Annotated in this window: 22 protein-coding genes; 15 read left to right on the top strand and 7 right to left on the bottom strand. The window is 68.4% G+C overall.

The window, feature by feature from the left end; translation table 11 throughout:
• Positions 1-95: 95 nt before the first annotated feature.
• From tgt to FHT36_RS02385, 4 genes are all read right to left on the bottom strand, one after another.
• Positions 96-1,250, bottom strand: a complete 1,155-nt coding sequence (gene tgt, locus FHT36_RS02400) for a tRNA guanosine(34) transglycosylase Tgt (RefSeq protein WP_169120803.1) — start codon at positions 1,248-1,250, stop codon at positions 96-98.
• On the bottom strand, positions 1,247-2,335 hold the full coding sequence (gene queA / locus FHT36_RS02395; RefSeq protein WP_169120801.1) for a tRNA preQ1(34) S-adenosylmethionine ribosyltransferase-isomerase QueA: 1,089 nt from the start codon (positions 2,333-2,335) through the stop codon (positions 1,247-1,249). Before queA ends, tgt begins: the two co-directional genes overlap by 4 nt.
• Positions 2,336-2,367: 32 nt before the next feature.
• The gene (locus FHT36_RS02390) at positions 2,368-2,970 is read right to left on the bottom strand and encodes an exopolysaccharide biosynthesis protein (protein WP_210257534.1); all 603 of its coding nucleotides are present in this window, start codon (positions 2,968-2,970) and stop codon (positions 2,368-2,370) included.
• 236 nt (positions 2,971-3,206) lie between these two features.
• Complete coding sequence (locus FHT36_RS02385) at positions 3,207-3,485, bottom strand: usg protein (RefSeq protein WP_169120799.1); 279 nt, start codon at positions 3,483-3,485, stop codon at positions 3,207-3,209.
• Between the two features lie 397 nt (positions 3,486-3,882).
• On the opposite strand from FHT36_RS02385, the gene groES reads away from it, so the two are divergent.
• The 12 genes from groES (at position 3,883) to thiL (ending at position 14,675) form a co-directional block, all read left to right on the top strand.
• Positions 3,883-4,197: a co-chaperone GroES gene (gene groES / locus FHT36_RS02380; RefSeq protein WP_024279254.1), complete on the top strand. Its 315-nt coding sequence runs from the start codon at positions 3,883-3,885 to the stop codon at positions 4,195-4,197.
• A 107-nt stretch (positions 4,198-4,304) separates the two neighbouring features.
• Positions 4,305-5,936: a chaperonin GroEL gene (gene groL, locus FHT36_RS02375; protein WP_169120797.1), complete on the top strand. Its 1,632-nt coding sequence runs from the start codon at positions 4,305-4,307 to the stop codon at positions 5,934-5,936.
• 725 nt (positions 5,937-6,661) lie between these two features.
• Positions 6,662-7,375, top strand: coding sequence for a tonB-system energizer ExbB (gene exbB / locus FHT36_RS02370; RefSeq protein WP_407077054.1), 714 nt, complete (start codon positions 6,662-6,664; stop codon positions 7,373-7,375).
• A gap of 6 nt (positions 7,376-7,381) precedes the next feature.
• Positions 7,382-7,873, top strand: coding sequence for a TonB system transport protein ExbD (gene exbD / locus FHT36_RS02365; RefSeq protein WP_169120793.1), 492 nt, complete (start codon positions 7,382-7,384; stop codon positions 7,871-7,873).
• Positions 7,870-8,709, top strand: coding sequence for a TonB family protein (locus FHT36_RS24790; RefSeq protein WP_169120791.1), 840 nt, complete (start codon positions 7,870-7,872; stop codon positions 8,707-8,709). Before exbD ends, FHT36_RS24790 begins: the two co-directional genes overlap by 4 nt.
• 273 nt (positions 8,710-8,982) lie before the next feature.
• Positions 8,983-10,296, top strand: coding sequence for a serine hydroxymethyltransferase (gene glyA / locus FHT36_RS02355; RefSeq protein WP_281408733.1), 1,314 nt, complete (start codon positions 8,983-8,985; stop codon positions 10,294-10,296).
• A gap of 28 nt (positions 10,297-10,324) precedes the next feature.
• A complete protein-coding gene (gene nrdR, locus FHT36_RS02350) occupies positions 10,325-10,870 on the top strand; it encodes a transcriptional regulator NrdR (RefSeq protein ID WP_169120789.1) in 546 nt (181 codons plus the stop codon).
• A complete protein-coding gene (ribD, locus tag FHT36_RS02345; protein WP_169120787.1) occupies positions 10,867-12,015 on the top strand; it encodes a bifunctional diaminohydroxyphosphoribosylaminopyrimidine deaminase/5-amino-6-(5-phosphoribosylamino)uracil reductase RibD in 1,149 nt (382 codons plus the stop codon). The genes nrdR and ribD overlap by 4 nt, the downstream gene beginning before the upstream one ends.
• A 1-nt stretch (position 12,016) precedes the next feature.
• Positions 12,017-12,631: a riboflavin synthase gene (locus FHT36_RS02340; protein ID WP_169120785.1), complete on the top strand. Its 615-nt coding sequence runs from the start codon at positions 12,017-12,019 to the stop codon at positions 12,629-12,631.
• A gap of 52 nt (positions 12,632-12,683) precedes the next feature.
• On the top strand, positions 12,684-13,175 hold the full coding sequence (ribH, locus tag FHT36_RS02335) for a 6,7-dimethyl-8-ribityllumazine synthase (protein ID WP_169120783.1): 492 nt from the start codon (positions 12,684-12,686) through the stop codon (positions 13,173-13,175).
• Positions 13,176-13,180: 5 nt separating this feature from the next.
• A complete protein-coding gene (gene nusB, locus FHT36_RS02330; RefSeq protein ID WP_169120781.1) occupies positions 13,181-13,678 on the top strand; it encodes a transcription antitermination factor NusB in 498 nt (165 codons plus the stop codon).
• A 1-nt stretch (position 13,679) separates the two neighbouring features.
• Complete coding sequence (gene thiL / locus FHT36_RS02325) at positions 13,680-14,675, top strand: thiamine-phosphate kinase (RefSeq protein WP_169120779.1); 996 nt, start codon at positions 13,680-13,682, stop codon at positions 14,673-14,675.
• 9 nt (positions 14,676-14,684) lie between these two features.
• On the opposite strand, the gene FHT36_RS02320 is transcribed toward thiL, so the two are convergent.
• A complete protein-coding gene (locus FHT36_RS02320; protein WP_169120777.1) occupies positions 14,685-15,122 on the bottom strand; it encodes an EamA family transporter in 438 nt (145 codons plus the stop codon).
• Between the two features lie 172 nt (positions 15,123-15,294).
• Between FHT36_RS02320 and dnaE the strand changes: the two genes are divergently transcribed.
• The 3 genes from dnaE to FHT36_RS02305 all read left to right on the top strand — a co-directional run bounded on the left by dnaE (position 15,295) and on the right by FHT36_RS02305 (position 20,755).
• Positions 15,295-18,762 carry a DNA polymerase III subunit alpha gene (gene dnaE / locus FHT36_RS02315; protein ID WP_169120775.1) on the top strand — a complete coding sequence of 1,156 codons (3,468 nt, stop codon included), beginning with the start codon at positions 15,295-15,297 and terminating at the stop codon, positions 18,760-18,762.
• Between the two features lie 66 nt (positions 18,763-18,828).
• A complete protein-coding gene (locus FHT36_RS02310) occupies positions 18,829-19,653 on the top strand; it encodes a sulfotransferase family protein (RefSeq protein WP_169120773.1) in 825 nt (274 codons plus the stop codon).
• An 88-nt stretch (positions 19,654-19,741) separates the two neighbouring features.
• Positions 19,742-20,755: an AI-2E family transporter gene (locus tag FHT36_RS02305; protein ID WP_169120771.1), complete on the top strand. Its 1,014-nt coding sequence runs from the start codon at positions 19,742-19,744 to the stop codon at positions 20,753-20,755.
• 19 nt (positions 20,756-20,774) lie between these two features.
• On the opposite strand, the gene FHT36_RS02300 is transcribed toward FHT36_RS02305, so the two are convergent.
• Positions 20,775-21,785, bottom strand: coding sequence for a DUF1835 domain-containing protein (locus FHT36_RS02300; RefSeq protein WP_169120769.1), 1,011 nt, complete (start codon positions 21,783-21,785; stop codon positions 20,775-20,777).
• 101 nt (positions 21,786-21,886) lie between these two features.
• Entirely contained in the window at positions 21,887-22,339 is a 453-nt protein-coding gene (gene queF / locus FHT36_RS02295; RefSeq protein ID WP_169120767.1) for a preQ(1) synthase, read from the bottom strand.
• Between the last annotated feature and the right edge of the window lie 180 nt (positions 22,340-22,519).

Genomic DNA, 22,519 nt, shown 5'->3' with positions numbered 1-22,519 from the left:
AAGGAAGATTCCGCCCGGCCGCCGGGTGGATCCCCCGGACAAGCCGGGGGATGACGGTGACGCAGAGGCGGTGAGCCCGGCGAACCGAATCCCCCTCAGCCTTCCCACAGCGGCAGGTCGCCCCGCGCCCAGCCGGCTTTGGTCTCGGCCACATAGTCCGCATATCGCCCGGCCGCGATGGCGGCGCGGGCGCCGGCCATGAGCTGCTGGTAATAGTGGATGTTGGCCCACGAGATCAGCATGGCCCCCAGCATCTCCTCGCAGCGCACGAGGTGGTGGAGATAGGCGCGGGAATAGTCCCGCAGGGCCGGGCAGTCGCTCTCCTCGTCGAGGGGACGGGGGTCTTCCGCGTGCCGGGCGTTCTTCAGGTTGATGCGGCCGAAGCGGGTGAAGGCGAGCGCGTGCCGCCCGGAGCGGGTGGGCATCACGCAGTCGAACATGTCGATGCCGCGCGCGACGCTCTCCAGAAGGTCGTCCGGCGTGCCGACGCCCATGAGATAGCGCGGCTTGGTGGTGGGCAGATGCGGCGCCACCGTCTCGATCATGGCGAGCATGACCTCCTGCGGCTCGCCCACCGCAAGGCCGCCGATGGAATAGCCGGGGAAATCCATATCCGCGAGAGCGCGGGCCGACTCGACCCGCAGCGCCGGCACGGCGCCGCCCTGGACGATGCCGAAGAGCGCGCGGCCCTTGGGCTGCGTCTCGAACGCACGCTTGGAGCGCTCCGCCCAGCGAAGCGACAGGCGCATGGCGCGCTCGGCCTCCTCGTCGGTGCAGGGCAGGCGCACGCACTCGTCGAGCTGCATCTGGATGTCGGCGCCGAGCAGGCCCTGGATCTCCACCGAGCGTTCCGGGCTCATCTCGTGATAGGCGCCGTCCACATGGGAGCGGAAGGTGACGCCCTGCTCGGTCATCTTGCGCAGGCTGGACAGGCTCATCACCTGGAAGCCGCCGGAATCGGTGAGGATCGGCCCGTCCCAGCGCATGAATTTGTGCAGGCCGCCGAGCTTCGCCACCCGCTCGGCGCCGGGGCGCAGCATGAGATGGTAGGTGTTGCCGAGCACGATGTCCGCGCCGGCCGCCTTCACCTGGTCGAAATAGAGCCCCTTCACCGTCGCGACCGTGCCCACCGGCATGAAGGCCGGCGTGCGGATGCGCCCGCGCGGGGTCGAGACGAAGCCGGTGCGGGCGGCGCCGTCAGTGGCGGAGAGGGTGAAGGAGAAGGTGTCGGCAGGCGTGTCGGACGTCATGCGCCGCCTTGTGGCAGAAGCAGGCACGCATCGCCATAGGAATAGAAGCGGTAATTTTCCGCGATCGCATGGGCATAGGCCCGCTTCTGCGGCTCGTGGCCGATGAAGGCCGCCACCAGCATCACCAGCGTGGAGCGCGGCAGGTGGAAGTTGGTGAGCATTCCGTCCACTGCGCGGAAGCGGTAGCCGGGGGTGATGAAGATGTCCGTCTCGCCCACGAAGGGGCGGATCAGGCCGTCCTCTCCCGCCGCGCTCTCGATGAGGCGGGTGGAGGTGGAGCCAATGGTGAAGATGCGCCCGCCCTTCGCCTTCACGGCATTGAGGGCGTCCGCCGTCTCGCGCGTCACCTCGCCCCACTCGGCGTGCATGGTGTGGCCGGAGGTGTCCTCCGCCTTCACCGGCAGGAAGGTGCCGGGGCCGACATGCAGCGTCACCTTGTGCAGGGTCGCGCCGGTTGCAGCCATGCGGGCAAGGAGGTCGGGCGTGAAATGCAGGCTCGCGGTCGGCGCCGCCACCGAGCCGGCGACGCGGGCGAACAGGGTCTGGTAGTCGTCCTTGTCGCGGGCATCCTCGTGGCGGCGGGCGGCGATATAAGGCGGGATGGGCATATGGCCCACCGCCGCCACCGCCTCGTCGAGCACGTCTCCGGCTAAATCGAAGGCGAGGACGATGGAGCCGTCCTCCTCCTTGGCTGCCACTGTCGCATCGAGCGTGCCGAGGAGGCAGGAGCCGCCCTCGCCGCCGAAGCGGATGCGGTCGCCGACGCGCAAGCGCTTGCCGGGCTTGGCGAAGGCGCGCCAGCGGTCAGGCGCGAGGCGTTTGATGAGCGTCGCCTCCACCGCCACGTCCGAGCCGCCTTCGCGCGAGCGCGCGCCTTCCAACGCGGCCGGTATGACGCGGGTGTCGTTCACCACCACCGCATCGCCGGGGCGCAGGAAATCCGGCAGGTCGCGGACGCTGCGGTCCTCCAGCTCTGGCGCGGCGCCGGGGCGGACGACGAGCATCCGCGCCGTGTCGCGCGGCTCGGCGGGGCGCAGCGCGATGCGGTCCTCGGGGAGGTGGAAGTCGAAGGCGTCAACGCGCATGGGGCAGGGCAGACATCAGGGAGGGCAACAGCTCAGAAGATGGCGACGGCGCCCTGGTAGATGGCCCAACTCATCAGCGCTGTCACCATCAGGCCGAGGATCGTCGCGGCGAAGCCCGCGAGGATGACGAGACCGTCCCGCTCCACCAGGCCAAGGCCGAAGATGCACACGGCAAATCCCGGCGGCAGATTGCCGAGGAAGGGGATGGGCAGCAGCAGGATGAAGCCCAGCAACACCACCGTCGCGCCCACCACCCGCCGTGCCGTGGGGCCGGCGAACTTCTCGAAGCGGGGGCGGGAGACGCGCTCGAACCGCTCGATCCACGGCCGCGAGCGGGTGACGATCGATTCCAGCATGGCGCGGGAGAAGGTGCGGCGGGCGATCCACGCCGGCAGCCACAATTCCTGCCGGCCCAGCATCATCTGCAGGCCGATGAGGCCGAGGATGATGCCGCAGACCACCGGGATGCCCGGCGGCATGGGAATGCAGTTGGGGATGCCGAAGATGAGGAAGAGAATGCCGAAAGCGCGGTTTCGCAGGGCATTGACGAGATCGCCGATGGCGATCTGATCCTCTTCCTGCGCCGCGAGCACGGCGGCCAGCAACTCGGAAGTGCGTGGAGTGCGGTGGTCCAAGGCGCCCTCATGACGTGGACGCTTGAGCTACAACGGGAAAACGGCAGCGGGAGGGCACTGGCGCGCAAAAATTCCGCTAGGTCACGTTTGCGCTGGTCCGATCGCGCCACTCACGCAATAGAGCGGACATGCACGCCCCACCCCCGCGGGGACGTGCATGTCCTCACCGCCCCTTCGGAACCATAAAGACCGTTGACTGATACGGAAAGCCCCTGACGTTCCGAGACTGATCCACATCAGTTCAAAAGGAACATTCCGTCCACGGACCGCAGCTCGGCGGGCTTGATGAGGCCGGAATGGGCGACACGCACGGAATGGAGCCGCCCCTCGATCTCGCGTTGCCAGAATTCCAGAAACTTGTTCAGCTCCGGAAAGCGCGGGCACAGATCGTACTCCTGCCAGAGGAAGGTCTGGAGCAGGCCGGGATGGTCGGGCATGCGATAGAGGATCTCGGCCGTGGCGAGGCCGTAGCCTTCCATCTGCAGGACGAAGTCACGCGACACCTTGGCAGCCATGGGTCACACCTCCAATCCACGGCCCCGCCGCCAACAGGGCTGGGGAAGACGGGACCGGACACTTCATTGTCGGCTACACACTTTGCCGGCGCCAAGGCTAAAGATTGGTTTCCGTCTGCAAAAACAATGCTCTAGCAGCCATTCCCGCCGATTGCTGACAATGGCACCAACTGCCCGGTGGCCCGGGACGCCGGAGCCGCGGGGCGGGCGGCTCCAGCGCAAATCCCGCGGAATGCGGGCTGCTAGCACTCCGTTCCATCGAGTGCTAAATTTTTTGGGCCGACCCCTTGCGGCTCCAATTTGCCGCCCTTAGATCGCGGTCGGGCCGGGTGGAGGGGTTCCCGGCGCCTTCAAAACAGGCAACCCCGATGGACAACATCGAACCGGAGGTTTCCCTATGGGTTTCCGTCCCCTGCACGACCGCGTGGTCGTCAAGCGCATCGAGGCCGAGCAGAAGTCGGCCGGCGGCATCATCATCCCCGACACCGCCAAGGAAAAGCCGCAGCAGGGCGAAGTCGTCGCGGTCGGTCCCGGCGCCCGTAACGAGAAGGGCGAACTGGTGGCGCTCGACGTCAAGGCCGGCGACATCGTGCTGTTCGGCAAGTGGTCCGGCACCGAAGTGAAGATCGACGGCCAGGATCTCCTCATCATGAAGGAGAGCGACATCCTCGGCGTCATCGAGAACGCGGCCGGCGCCAAAAAGGCGGCCTGAACTTAAGCGGCCTGTTTTTCAGTCGCAGGACCGAGGCAGCCCGAGGCGCCCTGTCCCGCGGCATTCGCCATCCCATTCAATCGTCCCAATCTGAAGGAGCACGCCACATGGCTGCCAAGGACGTGAAATTCTCCGTTGACGCGCGCGACAAGGTTCTGCGCGGCGTCGACATCCTCGCCAACGCCGTGAAGGTCACGCTCGGCCCCAAGGGTCGCAACGTGGTCATCGAGAAGAGCTTCGGCGCCCCCCGCATCACCAAGGACGGTGTGTCGGTGGCCAAGGAGATCGAGCTCGAGGACAAGTTCGAGAATCTCGGCGCCCAGCTCGTGCGTGAGGTCGCCTCCAAGACCAACGACCTCGCCGGCGACGGCACCACCACCGCCACCGTTCTGGCCCAGGCCATCGTGAAGGAAGGCGCCAAGGCGGTTGCCGCCGGCATGAACCCGATGGACCTGAAGCGCGGCATCGACGTCGCCGTGGACGCCATCGTGAAGGACCTCGCCGCCAACTCGCGCAAGGTGACCTCCAACGACGAGATCGCCCAGGTCGGCACCATCTCCGCCAACGGCGACGCCGAGGTCGGCAAGTTCCTCGCCGAGGCGATGAAGAAGGTCGGCAACGAGGGTGTCATCACCGTCGAGGAAGCCAAGACCGCCGAGACCGAGCTGGATGTCGTGGAAGGCATGCAGTTCGACCGCGGCTATCTCTCTCCGTACTTCATCACCAATGCGGAGAAGATGCGCGTTGAATTCGAGGAGCCCTACATCCTCATCAACGAGAAGAAGCTCGCCGGCCTGCAGGAGCTGCTGCCCGTGCTCGAGGCGGTGGTGCAGTCGGCCCGTCCGCTGCTGATCATCGCCGAGGACGTGGAAGGCGAGGCCCTCGCCACCCTCGTGGTGAACAAGCTGCGCGGCGGCCTAAAGGTGGCTGCGGTCAAGGCCCCCGGCTTCGGCGATCGCCGCAAGGCGATGCTGCAGGACATCGCGATCCTGACCGGCGGCACCGTGATCTCCGAGGAAGTCGGCATCAAGCTCGACAGCGTGAACCTCTCCATGCTCGGCCGCGCCAAGAAGGTGGTGATCGAGAAGGAGAACACCACGATCGTCGACGGCGCCGGCGAGAAGGCCGACATCGAGGCGCGCATCGCCCAGATCCGCGCGCAGATCGAGACCACCACCTCCGACTATGACCGCGAGAAGGCCCAGGAGCGCCTCGCCAAGCTCGCCGGCGGTGTTGCCGTGGTGCGCGTCGGCGGCTCCACCGAGGTCGAGGTCAAGGAGAAGAAGGATCGCGTTGACGACGCCCTGCACGCCACCCGCGCCGCGGTGGAAGAAGGCATCGTCCCCGGCGGCGGCGTCGCCCTGCTGCGCTCCATCAAGGTGCTCGACGGCCTGAAGGTCGACAACGCCGACCAGAAGACCGGTATCGAGATCGTCCGCCGCGCCATCCAGGCCCCGGCGCGCCAGATCGTGCAGAATGCCGGCGACGACGGCTCCGTCGTGGTGGGCAAGATCCTCGAGTCCGACGATTACACCTTCGGCTACAACGCCCAGACCGGCGAATATGTGGACATGGTGAAGGCGGGCATCATCGACCCCACCAAGGTCGTGCGCACCGCTTTGCAGGACGCGGCCTCCGTGTCCGGCCTGCTCATCACCACCGAAGCCCTCATCGCCGAGCTGCCGAAGAAGGCCGGCCCGGCCGCCCCGGCCATGCCGGGCGGCGGCATGGACTTCTGAGGCAACACAAGCCTCTGACGCCGCCCGGCCTCTTCGCGGGGGTCGCAAACCGGCAAGCCGGTTTGCTGGGGCGGCGGCATGGACTTCTGAGGCAACACAAGCCTCTGACGCCGCCCGAGTTTTCGGGCGGTCCTTGAACGGGAGCGGCCGGGCATTTTGCCCGGCCGTTTTCGTTTTGACGCTGCTGACATGCATTCCCCGGCGTTACGCAGAATTCCCCTGCGCAGATTGAAATCGCTCTATGTAACAGAGCTTTGGCCACATTGTTGGCCGGCACGGGTTAGCGTCGGCGATGAATGGGGGTATAAGGGCGTCAGCCAGCAATTCCCGGTTGGAGGGATCGCCAGCCTGTCCGTTTTGACTATTGGTGATGCGCGATGCCTGTTCGCTCGATCTCGCGCACGTCTCCCGGGCGTGCTGTTTTCCGTGGTTCTTTCCTGGCGCCGAAGGGCGCTGCGATCCTTTCCCTCGGGCTTTTCCTGGCCGTGACCTCCGGGCCCGCCGCCGTTTGGGCGCAGCCGGCCGCTCCCGCCGAGACGCACCAGCACGCGGCGCCGGCTGCCGTAGCGGCTCCCACCCCCGTTGCGGCTCCCTCCACGGGCGCTCCTGCCACGACCGCCCCTTCCGCTGCCGCTCCCTCCGCTTCCGTTCCTGCCGAACCCGCGCCCGCCCCCGCGGCGCCGACGCCGGTCGAGGCCGTCCCTTCTGTGCCGGCGTCCGAGAGCGTGGCCGACGCGCGCCTGCCCCATGACCTGTCCCCCTGGGGCATGTTCATGGCCGCCGACCTGGTGGTGAAGGCGGTGATGCTGGGCCTCGCCTTCGCCTCCGTCCTCACCTGGAGCGTGTGGTTCGCGAAATCCCTCGAACTGCTGTTCGCCCGCCGCGCGGTCTCCCGCACGCTGAAGGCGCTGCGCAGCGCCGTCACCCTCTCCGATGCCGCGGCCGAGATGCCCAAGGCGAACAGCCCAGCCACCGCCACCGTGCGCGCCGCGCTCGCCGAGTGGCACGCTTCCGCCGGCCTGCCGGTGGACGGCATCAAGGAGCGGGTCGCTGTCGCCCTCTCGCGCATCGAGGCCAAAGCCGGCCGGCGCATGACAGCGGGCACCGGCGTGCTCGCGACCATCGGCGCCACGGCGCCCTTCGTGGGCCTGTTCGGCACGGTGTGGGGCATCATGAATGCGTTCATCGGCATTTCTAAAGCCCAGACCACCAACCTCGCGGTGGTCGCGCCCGGCATCGCCGAAGCGCTGCTGGCCACCGCCATCGGCCTCGTGGCCGCCATTCCGGCAGTGGTGATCTACAACGTGTTTGCCCGCGCCATCGCCGCCTACAAGGCCAACCTCGCCGACACGTCCGCCGAGGTGATGCGCCATCTCTCCCGCGACCTCGACCGCGCCGCGGCCGAGGTGGAGACCCCGCGCCTGCGCGCTGCGGAGTGACCCGGGATGGCCGCCAAGCTCGATCATGGCGGGGACGACCTCGCCGAGAACCACGAGATCAATGTCACGCCGTTCATCGACGTGATGCTGGTGCTGCTCATCATCTTCATGGTGGCGGCGCCCCTCGCCACGGTGGACGTGAAGGTGGACCTGCCGGCCTCCAACGCCCAGCCGCAGCCGCGCCCGGACAAGCCGCTGTTCCTTTCCGTCAAGAAGGACCTCACGCTGGCGCTGGGCGATGATCCCGTCTCCCGCACCGGCCTCGGCGCGATGCTGGACGGCCGCACCAACGCCGATCGCCAGCAGCGCGTGTTCGTGCGCGCCGACAAGACGGTGCCCTATGGCGACGTGATGGAGGTGATGAACCTCCTGCGCACCGCCGGCTATCTCAAGGTCGCCCTCGTCGGCCTGGAAGGCGGTGAGCCGGCCCCCGCAGCCCCCGCCGCGCTTCCTGCCGTCGCGCCTGCGCCTGCCGGAGCACCCGGAGCGCCCCGGTGAGCGCGATTCACCATCACCACCACTGGCACGACTTCGACCGCTACCATCTGCGCAACATGATCCTGCGGCTTGCCGCGGGCGTGTTGCTGGTGGTCGGGCTCCATGCCGCCGCGGTCTATGTGGCGCTGAACTGGAACAAGGAAGCGCCGGGCGAGCAGTCGCCGCCCGCCGCCATCATGATCGAGCTGGCGCCCATGGCGGTGAGCCAGCAGTCCCAGGAGGAGGTCGCGCCCGGCCCGCAGATGGTGCAGGCGCCGGAGCCGGTGCCTGACGCCAAGGATGAGCCCGAGGAAGAGGCGGAGCCCCCGCCGGTTCCCCAGGTGAACGAGATGGTCGAGAAGATGCCGGAAACCCCGCCGGCGCCGGCCGAGGCCGAGGTGGTGCTTCCCAAGCCCGAGCCGAAGAAGGTGGAGGAGGCGAAGCCACGTCCGAAGGAGCCGGAGAAGCCGAAGAAGGAGGCAAAGCCCACCCGCCGGCCGTCCGCTCCCACCACCGCCGCCGCGCCGCGCTCGGATGCGCCGACCGCCCAGACCACGGCCGCGCCCTCGCCGGGCGCCGCGGCCGCACGCTCGGCCGCGCTGGCGGACTGGAAATCGCGCGCCTTCGCCCACCTCAACCGCTTCAAGCGCCCGCAGGGCTCGAACGTGGGGCGGCCGGGAATCAACATCTCCATCTCGGGGTCGGGCGCCGTCACCGGTGTGTCGCTGGCGAGTTCCTCGGGCAATTCGGTGCTGGACCAGGAGGCGGTGGCCATGGCTCGCCGCGCCTCGCCCTTCCCCGCGCCGCCCGACGGCAAGGGCATGAGCTTCGGCGTGGCCATCAACTTCCGCAACTGAGAGAAAGCGCGGCCCTGCGTCATGGCCGAGACAAGACCGGCCATGACGCAGGGGAGGGGGACGAGGAGCGCGGCACCCCAGTAGGCCTCCTTCGTCCCGGCTCAGCCCGCTTCCGCGCGCCGCCATCCCTGGCCTTTTCCGGGGGACCGAGCCCACACGCCGCACCAGCCGGCTTTGGACTTCACCTTCGCCCTGTGATAAGCGCAGGGTCCGCTCCGGCCGGGCGCCAGCCGCCCTTGCCCGGAGCCTCCACGCCATCACCGGAGACCTGCCATGGCCTCGCAGGACGCGAACCGCTCCTCCGTCACGGAGGAAATGAACCGCTTCTTCACCGCCTCTCTCGCCGAGACCGATCCCGAGATCGCCGGCGCGGTGCAAGCGGAGCTGGGTCGCCAGCGGGACGAGATCGAGCTGATCGCCTCCGAGAACATCGTCTCGCGCGCCGTGCTCGAAGCGCAGGGCTCCGTGCTCACCAACAAGTATGCCGAGGGCTATCCGGGCAAGCGCTACTACGGCGGCTGCCAGTTCGTGGACGTGGCCGAGAATCTCGCCATCGAGCGCGCCAAGAAGCTGTTCGGCTGCGGCTTCGCCAACGTGCAGCCCAATTCGGGCAGCCAGGCGAACCAGGGCGTGTTCTTCGCGCTGCTCCAGCCCGGCGACACCTTCCTCGGCCTCAACCTCGCGGCCGGTGGGCATCTGACCCACGGCTCGCCGGTGAACATGTCCGGCAAGTGGTTCAAGCCGGTACCCTACACCGTGCGCGAGGACGACCAGCGCATCGACTATGAGGCGGTGGCCCAGCTCGCCGACCAGCACAAGCCGAAGCTCATCGTGGCCGGCGGCTCCGCCTATCCGCGCATCATCGACTTCGCGAAGATGCGCGCCATCGCCGATTCCGTCGGCGCGCTGCTGATGGTGGACATGGCGCATTTTGCAGGGTTGGTCGCCGGTGGCGCCCATCCGAGCCCCTTTCCGCACGCCCATGTGGTGACCACCACCACCCACAAGACCCTGCGCGGCCCGCGCGGCGGCATGATCCTCACCAATGACGAGGACATCGCCAAGAAGGTCAATTCGGCCATCTTCCCTGGCATCCAGGGCGGCCCGCTGATGCACGTCATCGCCGCCAAGGCGGTGGCGTTCGGCGAGGCGCTGCGGCCCGAGTTCAAGCTCTATGCGAAGAACGTGGTGGAGAATGCCAAGGCACTCGCCGAAACCCTGAAGGGCCACGGCTTCGCCATCGTCTCCGGCGGCACCGACACCCACCTCATGCTGGTGGACCTGCGCCCCAAGCGCCTCACCGGCAAGGTCTCCGAGGCTGCCCTCGGCCGCGCCCACATCACCTGCAACAAGAACGGCATCCCGTTCGATCCCGAGAAGCCGTTCGTGACCTCGGGCGTGCGCCTCGGCACGCCGGCGGGCACCACCCGCGGCTTCGGGGTGGCGGAGTTCCAGCAGGTGGGCAACCTCATCGCCGAGGTGCTCGACGTGCTCTCCCAGAAGGGCTCGGACGAGGACAGCCTGGTGGAGGCTGCCGTGCGCGAGAAGGTCTCGACGCTGCTCGCCCGCTTCCCCATCTATCCCTGAGGTTCGATCGACGGGGAAGGCGTGAAGGATGCGGTGCCCCTATTGCGGCGGCCTTGAGACGCAGGTGCGCGATTCCCGGCCGACGGAGGACAACACCGCCATCCGGCGCCGCCGCATCTGCCCGGATTGCGGCGGCCGCTTCACCACGTTCGAGCGGGTGCAGCTGCGCGAGCTGATGGTGCTCAAGCGCTCCGGCCGGCGCGTGCCGTTCGAGCGGGAGAAGCTGGAGAAGTCCGTTAGCGTCGCCCTGCGCAAGCGGCCGGTGGAGAACGAGCGCGTCGAGCGCATGATCAACGGCATCGTGCGCCAGCTGGAAAGCGTCGGCGAGGGCGACATCACCTCCGAGACCATCGGCGAGATGGTCATGGAGGGGCTGAAGCAGATCGACGACGTGGCCTATGTCCGCTTCGCCTCGGTCTATCGCAACTTCCGCGAGGCCAAGGACTTCGAGAACGCCCTCGCCGAACTCTCCCACGAAGGCGAGCCCCGTTTGGGTGAGCCGCGTTTGGCCGATGCCGAGCCGGCGGTGGAAAAGCCGCGCACCCGCCCGACGACCCCGCGGAGCGGGGAATGAGCGGCCGTCCGGTGCCATCCGCGCCCGTCCTTTCGCCGCGCGAGGACGAGCTGTTCATGGCGGAGGCGCTGAAGGTCGGCCAGACCGGCCTCGGCCGCACCTGGCCCAATCCCTCTGTTGGCGCCGTGGTGGTGCAGCATATGGACGGCGTGCCGCGCGTCGTCTCCAGCGCCGCCACCGCCGCCACCGGCCGCCCCCATGCCGAGCCGCAGGCGCTCGCCGCCGCGGGTGAGCTGGCACGCGGATCGACGCTCTATGTCACGCTGGAGCCGTGTTCCCACCACGGCCGCACGCCGCCCTGCGCCGATGCCGTCATCAATGCCGGTGTCGCCCGCGTGGTCGCCGCCATCGAGGATCCCGACCACCGGGTGAAGGGCAGGGGCGTCGCCCGCCTGCGCGCCGCCGGCATCTGGGTCACCGTGGGCGTCGGGGCCGAGCAAGCGCTGTTCGACCATGCCGGCCACATCCGCCGCGTCACCGAAGGCCGGCCCCATGTGCTGGTGAAGATGGCGGTCTCCGCCGATGGCAAGGCCGCCCATGCCGGGCCGAATCCGGCCGTCGTCACAGGTGCGGAGGCACGGGCGCGGGCGCATCTCATGCGCGCCCATACGGACGCGATCCTCGTTGGCCTCGGCACCGTGCTCGCCGACGACCCCATGCTGACCTGCCGGCTGGAGGGCTATGAAAACCGCTCGCCGGTGCGGCTTGTGCTGGATGCCGAGCTGGACATTCCGCTCACCGCGGCGCTGGTGCGCACCGCCTGCGATGTGCCCCTGTGGGTGATCGCCGCCGAGGACGCCCCCGCCCACCGGGCGGCGGCCCTCAACGAGCGGGGCGTCGAAGTGCTGCGTGCGCCGCGCGGGGCGGACGGGCACATCAATATTCCGGCCGTGGTCAAGCTGCTGGGCCTGCTCGGCCTCACCCGCCTGATGGTGGAGGGCGGGCCGACCACCGCCGCCCGCTTCCTGGATGCAGGGGTGGTGGACGAGGTGGCGGTGTTCCGGAGCCCCGTCATTCTGGGGCCGGACGCTTACCCCGCTTTGGCCGGCCGTCCGCTCATCCGGCTGACCCAGCCGGTGGGATTTGCCGAGGTGGAGCGCGCTGAACTCGGCGCCGACCACCTCGTCCGCTTGTGGAGACGCTGAGATGTTCACCGGCATCGTGACCGACATGGGTGACCTCGTGAAGGTCGAGCGCAAGGGCGAGGTGAAGACCCTCACTGTCGCCACCGACTTCGATGCGGCCGGCATCGACATCGGCGCCTCCATCGCCCATGCGGGCGTGTGCCTCACCGTCACCTCGGTGACGCCCGGCGGCCCCCGCGCCACCCTCTTCACCGTGGATGCCGCGCCCGAGACCCTGGCCATCACCACCGTGGCGGGCTGGGACGAGGGCCGGCGCATCAATCTGGAGCGCTCGCTCAAGATGGGTGACGAGCTGGGCGGGCACATGGTTTCCGGCCATGTGGACTGCACGGCGAAAGTGGTGTCGCGGGAGGATCTCGGCACCACAACGCGCTTCGTGTTCGAGGTGCCGGAGAAGCTGGCGCGCTTCGTCGCGGCCAAGGGCTCCGTGGCGCTCGACGGCACCTCGCTGACGGTCAACGAGGTGAACGGCAACACCTTCTCCTGCCTGCTCATTCCCCACACGTTGGCCGTCACCACCTGGGGCGGCGTGAAGGCGGGCGATACGGTGAATTTCGAGGCCGACCTGATGGCCCGCTATGCCGCCCGGCTTGCGGAGTTCCCCCGGGCCAGCTAGGCCTTCGGCCCAATTCCGGCGCGGTGCGCCGTCCAGATTTCGGAGAATGCCCATGGTCACGACGCGCAGGGAAACCGCCGTCGAAGCCGACTCCGCGCTTGAGGGCGCGCGTGTCGTCATCGTCGAAGGCCGCTATTACGAGGCACTGGCCGACGAACTGCTCGCCGGCGCCCGCGCCGTGCTGGAGGCCGCCGGCGTCGCGTTCGAGGTCATCACCGTGCCCGGCGCGCTGGAGATTCCCGTCGCCGCCGAGATCGCCATCGCCGCGTCCGAAGAGGGTGGCGAGCCGGTGGATGCGGTGGTCGGCCTTGGCGTCGTCATCCGCGGCGAGACATTCCATTTCGACATCGTGGCCGGCGAATCCGCGCGCGGGATTATGGAACTGGGCATGGCCCACGCTTTGCCGGTGGGCAACGGCATCCTCACCGTGGATACCGAGGCGCAGGCCTGGGAGCGCGCCCGCGTTTCCGAGGGCAACAAGGGCGGCGGTGCCGCCGAGGCCGCGCTCAGCCTGCTCAGGCTGAAACGCCGGCTGGAAGCGTGACCGTCATGAGCGACCAAGCCAAGAGCCAGGCCGAGAAGACCGCGCCGCAGAAGCCCATGAAGAAGAGCGCGGCCCGCCTCGGCGCGGTGCAGGCGCTCTACCAGATGGATATGGCCGCCACGCCCCTCAACGATGTGCTCGCCGAGTTCGAGAGCCATTGGCTCGGGCAGGAAGTGGAAGGCATCGAGTTTCCCGAAGCCGACCGCCGGCTGTTCCGCTCCGTGGTGGAAGGCGTGTTGAACGCCCAGAGGCAGATCGATCCGCTGGTGGACGGCACCCTCTCCAAGGGCTGGCCGCTGAAGCGGGTGGAGGCGGTGCTGCGCGCCGTGCTGCGCGCCGGCGCCTTCGAGCTGATGGCGAAGGACCCGCCCGCCCGCGTGGTCATCACCGAATATGTGAACGTGGCCGGCGCCTTCCTCGACCGCGACGAGACCGGCATGGTGAATGCCGTGCTCGATGCGCTGGCGCACGAGCTGCGGCCCGACGAATTCAGGGGCGCCTGAGATGGAGGGCGGCGGCTCGGGCGAGGATCGCTTCATCGCCCGCTACTTCCGCCCCATCGCCGGGTCGCAGGGCGCGCTCGGCCTTCTGGACGACGCCGCGCTCCTGTCGCCGCCCGAAGGCTGTGACCTGGTCCTGACCAAGGATGCAGTGGTGGCCGGGGTGCACTTCTTCCCCGACGATCCGCCCGCCGCCATCGCCCGCAAGGCGCTGCGGGTGAACCTCTCAGACCTCGCCGCCAAGGGTGCGGCGCCTATTGGCGCCTTGATGGCCATCGCTTTGCCCAAGGGCACGTCCGATGCGTGGATGGAAGCCTTCGCCGCCGGCCTCGGGGCCGATGCGGAGGCCTTCTCCTGTCCCATTCTCGGCGGTGACACGGTCTCCACGCCCGGCCCGGTGACCATCACCATCACGGCGCTGGGCGCGGTGCCCAAGGGCGAATTCGTGCCGCGCACCGGGGCGCAGGCGGGCATGGCCATCTTCGTGTCCGGGACCATCGGCGATGCCGCCCTCGGCCTCCGGCTGCGGCAGGACGGCGACGCGCCGGCCTTCGCCGGGCTGTCCGGCGAGCAGCGCGCGCATCTGCTGGATCGCTATCTGAACCCCCAGCCGCGGCTTGCCCTCGCCCGCGTCCTGCGCCGGCATGCGGCTTCCGCCATGGACGTGTCGGACGGGCTCGCCGGCGACCTCGCCAAGATGCTCGCCGCCTCCGGCTGCGGCGGGAAGGTGGAGGCGCGGCGCGTGCCCCTCTCGGCTGCGGCCGTAGCTGCAGTGAAGGCCGATCCAAGTCTGCTTGCGGTCGCCCTGTCGGGCGGCGACGATTACGAGATCCTCGCCTGCGTGCCCCATGCGGCCATTCCGGCTTTCACCCTCGATGCGGCGCAGGCCGGTGTGCCCGTGGCGCTGATCGGCGAGACGCGGGCGGGCTCCGGCCTCGACGTGACGGATGCGGGCGGCCATCCGCTCGACCTTGGCAGCGGCAGCTACAGCCACTTCTGACGGCTGCGCTCAGCCGAGCGCCACCAGCACCGCCCCCGCCGCGATGAGCGCGACGCCGAGGGCGGCGACCGCCGACAGCTTCTCCCCCAGGAAGATCACGCCGAACACCGCCACCAGCACGACACTGAGTTTGTCCACGGGCGCCACGCGGGCGGCATCGCCCATCTTCAGGGCGCGGAAGTAGCACAGCCACGAGGCGCCGGTGGCGAGGCCCGAGAGCAGCAGGAATAGCCACGTGCGCCCCGACACGCTGGCGATTGGCTGCCACGCGCCGTGCGCGAAGGCGATGACTGCCACCAGCGCGAGGATGACGACGGTGCGGATCAGCGTCGCGAAGTCGGAATCAACACCCGCCACGCCGACCTTGGCGAAGATGGCCGTGAGCGCGGCGAATGCGGCCGAGAGAACGGCCCAGAACACCCAGTTGGCGAGAAGCGACCGCGTCATGCCGGCTCCATCCTGTTGCTCCCGGCAGCATACGGGTCCGCCCGGCAGAGGATAGCGGGGGCATGGTCGCGGTGACCGGTGTTTGGATAACGAGCCGCTCTTCTCTGCGCGGCAATCGGGGCTACCTTAAGGGAGAACGAATCCCCGCTCTGCGAACGGTGCCCCGAGCTTCATGTCCACGGATCCCGGCTTCATCCACCTGCACGTCCATTCCTCCTATTCGCTGCTGGAGGGCGCGCTCTCCGTCGGCAAGCTGGCGGACCTGGCGAAGGCGGACTATCAGCCGGCCATCGCCCTCACCGACACCGGCAATCTCTTCGGCGCGCTGGAGTTTTCCGAGAAGATGTCGGGCTCGGGCATCCAGCCCATTCCCGGCGTGTCGCTGGCGCTCGATCTGCCTGAGCCCGCCGGGCCGCGTGGCGGCTTGCGCCCGCGGAAGCCGCGTGTGGTGCTGCTGGCCAAGGATGATGCGGGCTGGCGCAGCCTGATGCGCCTCGTCTCCCGCTCCTTCCTCGAAACCGCGAGCGAGGACGAGCCGCGCATCCTGCCCGAATGGTTGGCCGAGGCGAATGACGGCCTCATCTGCCTCACCGGCGGCCCTTCCGGCCCGCTGGACCGCGCCATCGTCGGCGGGCATCCGGAGATGGCGGCGGACCGGCTGGATCTGCTCACCTCCCTGTTCGGCGACCGCCTCTATGTGGAGGTGCAGCGCCACGGCGCCGATCCCGAGCGTCTGGCCGAGCCGGCGCTGCTCGATCTCGCTTATGCCAAGGGCGTTCCGCTGGTTGCGGCCAATGAGCCCTTCTTCGCGGCGAAATCCGACTATGAGGCCCATGACGGCCTCCTCGCCATTGCCGAGGGGCGTCTGCTCTCGGAAGGCGACCGGCGGCGGCTGACGGCGGAGCACCGCTTCAAGACCCGCGCCGAGATGCTGGACTTGTTCGCGGACCTGCCCGAGGCAACCGCCAACACGGTGGAGATCGCCAAGCGCTGCGCCTACCGCGTGCGCACGGTGAAGCCCATCCTGCCGCGCTTCACCACGGCGGACGAGAAGGCCGAGGGCTCAGATCCGCTGGAGGCGGAGGCCGCCGAGCTGAAGCGGCAGGCGGAGGAGGGGCTCGCGGCCCGCCTCGCCAAGCACGGGCCGGCGCCGGGGCTGGACGAAGCCGCCTATCACGACCGCCTCGCCTACGAGGTCTCGGTCATCACCAAGATGAAGTTCCCCGGCTACTTCCTCATCGTGTCGGACTTCATCAAGTGGGCCAAGGCGCACGACATCCCGGTGGGGCCGGGCCGTGGATCGGGCGCCGGCTCGCTGGTCGCCTATTCTCTCCAGATCACGGACCTTGATCCGCTGCGGTTCGGCCTCCTGTTCGAGCGCTTCCTGAACCCGGACCGCGTGTCCATGCCCGACTTCGACGTGGACTTCTGCCAGGAGCGCCGCGACGAGGTAATCCGCTACGTGCAGGAGCGCTACGGCCGCGCGCAGGTGGCGCAGATCATCACCTTCGGTACCCTCCAGGCGCGCGGCGTGCTGCGCGACGTGGGGCGCGTGCTGGAGATGCCCTATGGGCAGGTGGACAAGCTCTGCAAGCTCGTGCCGCAGAACCCGGCCAATCCCGTCACCCTCAAGCAGGCCATCGAGGACGAGCCGCGCCTTCAGGCGGCGCGCGATCAGGAAGAGGTGGTCAAGCGCGCCTTCGACATTGCGGTGAAGCTGGAGGGGCTGAACCGCCACGCCTCCACCCACGCCGCAGGCATCGTGATCGGCGACCGCCAGCTGCACGAGCTGGTGCCGCTCTATCGCGATCCCAAGTCCGACATGCCGGTCACCCAGTACAATATGAAGTGGGTGGAGCAGGCCGGCCTGGTGAAGTTCGACTTCCTCGGTCTCAAGACGCTCACCACCATTGAGAAGGCGGTGAAGCTGGTTCACCAGAGGGGCATCGAGCTCGATATCTCGAAGATCCCGCTGGATGATGCCAAGACCTACCACATGCTCGGCAAGGGCGAGACGGTGGGCGTGTTCCAGGTGGAAAGCGCGGGCATGCGCCGCGCGCTCGTGGACATGAAGGCCGACCGCATCGAGGACATCGTCGCCCTCGTCGCGCTTTACCGGCCGGGCCCCATGGCCAACATCCCGGTTTATTGCGACTGCAAACACGGGCGGGCGACGCCGGATTATCTCCACCCCATGCTGGAGCCGTACCTGAAGGAGACGTTCGGCGTCATCATCTATCAGGAACAGGTGATGCAGATCGCCCAGGCCATGGCGGGCTACTCGCTCGGCGAAGCCGACCTGCTGCGCCGCGCCATGGGCAAGAAGATCCGCGCCGAGATGGAGAAGCAGCGCGAGCGCTTCGTCTCCGGCGCCGCCGGGCGGGGCATCGAGAAGGCGCAGGCGGACACCATCTTCGACCTCTTGGCGAAGTTCGCCGACTACGGCTTCAACAAGTCCCACGCCGCCGCCTACGCGCTGGTGGCCTACCAGACGGCATGGCTGAAGGCGAACTACCCGACCGAGTTCCTCGCCGCCTCCATGACGCTGGATAAGGGCAACACCGACAAGCTCGCGGAATTCCGGCAGGAGGCGCAGCGCCTCGGCATCGAGGTGGTGCCGCCAAACATCAACCTGTCCGCCCGCGAGTTCGGCGTGAAGGACGGCAAGATCATCTACGCCATGGCCGCCATCAAGGGCGTGGGTGAGGCGGCGGTGGAAGCACTGGTGGCAGCGCGGGGCGACCGGCCGTTCCGCTCCTTCGCCGACTTCGCGACGCGCCTGCCGGTGAAGCTCGTGAACAAGCGCACGCTGGAAAGCCTCATGGCTGCCGGCTGCTTCGACGTACTGGAGAAGAACCGCGCCCGGGCTTTCGCCGCCATCGAGCCTATCGTGGCCGAGGCGCAGCGGGTGGAGGCCAATGCCCAGTCCGGCCAGAACGACATGTTCGGCTCTGGCCCGGCAGCGGCGGCGTCCCTCCCCATTCCAGAGGCGTCGCCCTGGCTGCCCTCCGAGCGGCTGCAGAAGGAATATGATTCCATCGGCTTCTTCCTCACCGGCCATCCGCTCGACGACTACGCCGAGGCTCTGAAGAAGATGCGGGTGCAGTCCTTCGCCGACTTCTCCCGCGCGGTGCGCTCGGGCGCTGCGGCGGGACGGCTGGCGGCGACGGTGGTCTCCAAGCAGGAGCGGCGCACCAAGTCCGGCACCCGCATGGGCATTGTCGGCCTCTCGGACCCCTCCGGCCATTACGAGGCGGTGATTTTCTCCGAAGGCCTCGCGCATTACCGCGACCTGCTGGAGCCCGGCACCCCGCTGCTCATGATGGTCGCGGCCGAGATGAACGGCGAGGATGTGCGGGTGCGCATCAATTCCTGTGAGAAGCTCGATCCCGTGACCGCCAAGCACCAGAAGGGCCTGCGCATTTTCCTGCGCTCGCCGGAGCCCATCGAGGGCATCGCGCGGCGCCTGTCGGACGGCAAGTCGGGAGAGAAGGGCGCGGGCGAGGTGAGCCTGATCCTGCTGGTCGACGACGCCCATGCCGAGGTGGAGGTAAGCTTGCCCGGCAAATATTCCGTGTCGCCTCAGATTGCCGGGGCGATCAAGGCCATTCCCGGTGTCGTGGCGGTTGAAGCGGCGTGACGGTGCGTCTATCAGACCTTCGGTAAGCGGCGGGTGCGGGCGGCCCCGTCATTCGAGGAACCACCCGTGACGACAGACAAGCGCGCCGTCCTGGTGCTGGGCATGCACCGAAGCGGCACATCGGCGCTCACCCGCATCATCAACCTGATGTGCTTCTCCGCCCCGAAGACCCTCATGGCCGCCACCGAGGCCAACGAGGCGGGTTTTTGGGAGAGCGAGGTCTTCATGGACCTCGACGAGCGGATCCTGAAAGCGTGCGGCCACAAATGGTCCTCGCGCAAGCGGCTTCAGGAGGACGCCATGGCGGTGGCCCGCCGCACCGGTCTGCTCGAAGAGGTGCGCCGGGCACTCGCCAACGAATATGGCGACGCGCCGGACATCGTCCTCAAGGACCCGCGGATCTCCCGGCTCATGGCCATCTATGGGCCGGTGCTGAAGGAGGCCGGCTACCGCATCCTGCCGTTGCTGGCCCTGCGCAATCCCGTGGAGGTCGCCGCCTCCCTCACCAAGCGCGACGGCTTCGATTTGGGCAAGGGGCTCGGCATCTGGCTGCGCTACACGCTCGATTCGGAGATCGCGACCCGCGGGATGCCGCGCACCGTCATCTCCTTCGACGGCCTGATGGGCGACTGGCGCAGCACCATGGAGCGGGCCGCGCGCCAGCTGGGCGAGCCGTGGCCGCAGCTTCCGCCGGAAAGCCTCGCGGAGATCGACGGTACGCTGAAGCCGAACTTGCGCCACCATGCGCTGCCGCCGCCGTCCCGCACCAGCTGGCGGGGCCTTCTGGCCGCCCAGACCTACGATGCCATGCAGCGCCTGATGGTCGATCCACAGGATCGCGCCGCCTGCCGCAGACTGGATCTGATCCGTGCGGTGTTTCGGCCCCTTTGACTTTCACGCGCGCGGGCCCGGCGGTTTCGCGCTATGAAGCCGCTGTTGCTTGGAACACCTGCGATCACCGCGAGCGTCTGGGGGAACCATGGTTTCGGACCGGGATGTGGCACGGCGTGTCGCCATCGCGTGCATCGTCATCGCGCTCGGCTGGCTCTCGTGGAAGATCTACGACGTCATCCTCCAGGTGTTCGCCGCGTGCCTCGTCTCGCTCGCGCTTCATGCGCTCGCCGAGCCCTTCGCCAAGTGGACGCGCTTCCCGGAGCGCTATGCGGTGATCCCGGTGGGGATCCTCGTCTTCGGCGGGCTCGGGCTCGCGCTCTATCTGTTCGGTTCGACCATTCAGACCCAGGTGACTCAGCTGGTGAACGAGCTGCCCACCGCCTGGTCGGCCTTCGAGCAGCGCTTTCATCTGGAGGGGATGAGCGATGACCTGCTGAAGCGGGCGGAAGCGGCCGCGCCCTCGGGTGAAACCGTCCTCTCCTTCGTGCAGGGCTTCACATCCAACCTGTTCCAGGTGGTGCTGGGCACCTTCCTCGTGGTGGTTGGCGGCATCTATTTCGCGGTCTCGCCGGAACTCTACCGCCGCATGTTCCTGTCCCTGTGGCGCCCTTCGGAGCGGCCGGCGGCGGCGCGGCGGCTCGCCATGGTGTCGGAGGATCTCAGGCACTTCCTCAAGGCGCAGCTGATCGCCATGGTGGTGGTGGGTGTGCTCACCTTCATCGGCCTCACGGTGGTGGGCGTGCCCTCCTCGCTAGCCTTGGCCCTCTTCGCCGGCCTCGCGGAATTCGTGCCGATGATCGGGCCGGTGATGGCGGCCGCCCCGGCGGTGCTGATCGCGCTGACCATGGGCGCGGACACCGGGCTGTGGACGCTTCTCGTCTTCGTCGGTGTCCAGCAGGCGGAGAGCAACATCATCACGCCCCTGCTGCAGCAGCGCATGGTGTCGCTGCCGCCGGCGGTGACGCTGTTCGCGGTGGTGGCGTTCGGCAGCATCTTCGGTGCGCTGGGCGTGGTGCTGGCCACGCCGCTGACCGTGGTCGCCTTCGCCGCCTTCAAGGCGCACAGCGAGCAGGTGGCCGAGGAAGACGCCGCGGCCTGAGGCCGTGTGCCCATCTCGATCAGTTCGGCAGAACCAGCCGCCCCGCCGCCCGATCATAGCGCCACATGGCGCCGGCGCAGATGCGCGTGCCGCCGAGGTGGCGCTCCACCCCGTTGTTCGCGGCATGGTCAAAGGCCCCCTTCAGCGCCGCGGCGCCGGCGGGGGTGAGGGACACCTCGGCCGCGGCATAGGCCCGATAGCTGCGCTCCGCCGCCCCGTCCTCGCCGGGCGTGAAGCTGAGGCTCGGTGCCTCGCTGGAGCGGAAGGGCAGGCCGGTGACGAGCGGCTCATGGGCGAAGGCGAGCCCGTCGAGCCGCAGGAAGAAGGGCAGGTCGGCCAGGAACTGCGCCTGATCCATGGAATGGACCGCGGCAAAGAGGTGGGCCACCTTCATTGGCCCGCCGGCCAGATGCCGCAGGATGCGCTCCTCGGTGAGCGACAGGCCGCTGTCCGGCGCCGGCAGCTCGCAGACGAGGCGGGAGAGCGCGGGCGACAGGTAAGGCAGCGCCTCGTGCGGTCGTTCGAGAAAGCTGGAGAGCAGACGCGGTGTCGGCGCGGTGAACGCCTCCCACGCCTCGCGCGCCGTCTCCATCTGAACATGGGTGACGGGGGCGCGGTGTGCTTCGAGGGCGCGCAGGTCCTCAAGCTCCATCACGGCGAGATAATGGGAGGCCTGCACCAGGCTCACCCCCATGCGCTCGGGCTCATGGGCGAGGTAGTCGAGGATCTGGATCAGCTGGAGCTGGTCATAGAGGTCGTGCTCGAACCACAGCTCCACCTCACCATAGGCCGAATGCACCTCCATCTGCGCGTCGCGATGGGCGAAATCGGCCCTCACCTCGTCGAACGGGAGGCCCAGCGCGGAGGAGAGGAAATCGGCGCGCACGTCGGAGACGTCGTCGAGCAGGGTGGCGGCGGGCACCGGGCCGTCATGCAGCATGTCCCGCCACGGGATGATGTGGCCCTTAATCCCCGCCTCGCGCAGCCGCTCGGCCGCGCTGTCGCCGTTGGTCACGATGAGCTTCGGCATCCTGATGCCCTCGGGTTGGCCCGCGCAGCGCGGCTTCCCCAGCGCGTGGCGGCGTCATTCATCCCCCCGTCGGCCGTCTCATGCGGCTGTCGGCCCCAGCTTCACCCGCGACCGCGATAGGGCGCAACCCCCGTGTCGGGCAGCCAGACGCCCTCGGGCAGCTTACCCGTTTGCCAGAACACGTCGATGGGAATGCCGCCGCGCGGATACCAATAGCCGGCAATGCGCAGGAAGCGCGGCTCCAGCAGGCTCACCAGCCGCTTGCCGACAGCGACGGTGCAATCCTCATGGAACGCGCCGTGGTTGCGGAAACTGCCCAGATAGAGCTTGAGCGACTTGGATTCCACGAGGTGTAAATCGGGCACGTAGTCGATGACGAGGTGCGCGAAATCCGGCTGGCCCGTGACCGGGCAAAGCGATGTGAATTCGGGGCAGGTGAAGCGCGCCACATAGTCGGCATCGGGGTGGGGATTGGGCACGCGGTCGAGCACCGCCTCCTCGGGGGACGGGGGCAGGGCGCTCTGGGCGCCGAGCTGCAACGGGCGGTCGGTCATCACGCTTCCTTGGGAATGGATCGGCGGCATAGCTTTCGGGCCGGCAATGTTCAACCGTCGTCGGGCGGTTTTGCGACCGATCACCTCTTTGCGATCAAGCCCCTTCGCATCCGCGAAGGTTCGCGCTAGAAGCACGGCGCTTGGAGGGCGCCTCGCCTTCCACTCCCGGGGGCGGGCGAG

Origin of the sequence: Xanthobacter sp. SG618 (assembly GCF_012932745.1) — a bacterium.
GTDB classification, from domain to species: domain Bacteria; phylum Pseudomonadota; class Alphaproteobacteria; order Rhizobiales; family Xanthobacteraceae; genus Xanthobacter; species Xanthobacter flavus.
The sequence above is the reverse complement of the archived record's forward strand: the minus strand, read 5'-3'. Positions and strand labels throughout refer to the sequence as shown.

Coding starts and splice junctions, on each gene's coding strand:
- thiL (WP_169120779.1), top strand. CDS start 13,680: ATGGAGGGCGGCGGCTCGGGCGAGGATCGCTTCATCGCCCGCTACTTC.
- ribD (WP_169120787.1), top strand. CDS start 10,867: ATGAGCGGCCGTCCGGTGCCATCCGCGCCCGTCCTTTCGCCGCGCGAG.
- ribH (WP_169120783.1), top strand. CDS start 12,684: ATGGTCACGACGCGCAGGGAAACCGCCGTCGAAGCCGACTCCGCGCTT.
- groES (WP_024279254.1), top strand. CDS start 3,883: ATGGGTTTCCGTCCCCTGCACGACCGCGTGGTCGTCAAGCGCATCGAG.
- FHT36_RS02300 (WP_169120769.1), bottom strand. CDS start 21,785: ATGCCGAAGCTCATCGTGACCAACGGCGACAGCGCGGCCGAGCGGCTG.
- nusB (WP_169120781.1), top strand. CDS start 13,181: ATGAGCGACCAAGCCAAGAGCCAGGCCGAGAAGACCGCGCCGCAGAAG.
- exbD (WP_169120793.1), top strand. CDS start 7,382: ATGGCCGCCAAGCTCGATCATGGCGGGGACGACCTCGCCGAGAACCAC.
- glyA (WP_281408733.1), top strand. CDS start 8,983: ATGGCCTCGCAGGACGCGAACCGCTCCTCCGTCACGGAGGAAATGAAC.
- dnaE (WP_169120775.1), top strand. CDS start 15,295: ATGTCCACGGATCCCGGCTTCATCCACCTGCACGTCCATTCCTCCTAT.
- nrdR (WP_169120789.1), top strand. CDS start 10,325: ATGCGGTGCCCCTATTGCGGCGGCCTTGAGACGCAGGTGCGCGATTCC.
- FHT36_RS02340 (WP_169120785.1), top strand. CDS start 12,017: ATGTTCACCGGCATCGTGACCGACATGGGTGACCTCGTGAAGGTCGAG.
- FHT36_RS02385 (WP_169120799.1), bottom strand. CDS start 3,485: ATGGCTGCCAAGGTGTCGCGTGACTTCGTCCTGCAGATGGAAGGCTAC.
- FHT36_RS02305 (WP_169120771.1), top strand. CDS start 19,742: ATGGTTTCGGACCGGGATGTGGCACGGCGTGTCGCCATCGCGTGCATC.
- queA (WP_169120801.1), bottom strand. CDS start 2,335: ATGCGCGTTGACGCCTTCGACTTCCACCTCCCCGAGGACCGCATCGCG.
- groL (WP_169120797.1), top strand. CDS start 4,305: ATGGCTGCCAAGGACGTGAAATTCTCCGTTGACGCGCGCGACAAGGTT.
- tgt (WP_169120803.1), bottom strand. CDS start 1,250: ATGACGTCCGACACGCCTGCCGACACCTTCTCCTTCACCCTCTCCGCC.
- queF (WP_169120767.1), bottom strand. CDS start 22,339: ATGACCGACCGCCCGTTGCAGCTCGGCGCCCAGAGCGCCCTGCCCCCG.
- FHT36_RS02320 (WP_169120777.1), bottom strand. CDS start 15,122: ATGACGCGGTCGCTTCTCGCCAACTGGGTGTTCTGGGCCGTTCTCTCG.